The 255-nt window shown below is 47.5% G+C and carries 1 pseudogene; it reads right to left on the bottom strand.

Going from position 1 to position 255, the window contains the following annotated elements:
• Window positions 1-52: 52 nt before the first annotated feature.
• Window positions 53-255 (bottom strand): annotated as a pseudogene (locus H8K52_RS20840) (hypothetical protein); the annotation flags it as partial.

The raw sequence follows: 255 nt of genomic DNA on the forward strand, positions 1-255 counted from the left end.
ACCACAGGCCAGAGATCCAATTCCATGTTTTGAAACGCTAGACAACGTCGATTCATAACACACCTCCAGTGGGTTCGAAGTAAGTCAGATAGGAGAATGGCTCTACATGCAAAGATGGGGCAGCTAAGAGTCCCTGGTGCAGCAAGTGGAATAGTGCAGCACGAATAATCGTTGGATCGCCGGTCACAAACTCACGTTCAATTCGCGACAGTTGCGTTGGTTCCTTGATGAATTTCACGATTGATCGCAAGATTG

The sequence above is a fragment of the Affinundibacterium seohonense genome (assembly GCF_014284305.1).
GTDB lineage: Bacteria > Pseudomonadota > Gammaproteobacteria > Burkholderiales > Burkholderiaceae_D > Undibacterium > Undibacterium seohonense.